This window comes from Acetomicrobium sp. S15 = DSM 107314, assembly GCF_016125955.1.
In the GTDB taxonomy this organism is placed as follows: Bacteria; Synergistota; Synergistia; order Synergistales; family Thermosynergistaceae; genus Thermosynergistes; species Thermosynergistes pyruvativorans.
The window spans coordinates 1-505 of record NZ_JADEVE010000159.1 but is presented as its reverse complement, the minus strand read 5'-3'; the positions used below and the strand labels follow the sequence as shown (position 1 = coordinate 505).

General features: G+C 55.4%; 1 pseudogene. It reads right to left on the bottom strand.

The features are described from left to right. Window positions 1-235: 235 nt before the first annotated feature. Window positions 236-373 (bottom strand): annotated as a pseudogene (locus tag EZM41_RS03900) (formate--tetrahydrofolate ligase); the annotation flags it as partial. Window positions 374-505 lie beyond the last annotated feature (132 nt).

The following is a 505-nucleotide window of genomic DNA, read 5'->3' as shown; positions in this document are numbered from 1 at the left end:
CTATTCCTTCATATCCTGCGCTGTTCCACTTCCTTATCCACTCATATGCTGGAGGGTGAGGCAGGAGGAATATCTGTGTAGCCTGCTCAAATGGGAGCTTCAGGTTTGCTACAGCGTTCTCCCCGATCGCTCGCTTCACCGTATGGCGCAAATATATGGGCACGCCCAAACGGCGCACCTTGGCGGCGTGCACCCAATATCCTCCTACCTTGGGCGCAAACTCCACAATGGCAGCCACGTCAACGCCCTCAGCGGCAGGGACCTTGGGCAACCCCGGCATGGTCATGATCTTTCCCGTTATGGGCACGATGAAACCGGCACCGGCGGATATGCGCACCTCTCTCACGGTCATCGTGAAGCCTTCTGGTGCACCTGTCGGCTACAACCCTTGCCAATATCCAAGCAGAACCAGGCATAAAATGAGGTTTGTCGGGGTCTACTATTATGATACTCACAGGGTCAAACCCGCGCCCTTTGCGGCATGTTCTCTCAAACCAGTTCGACC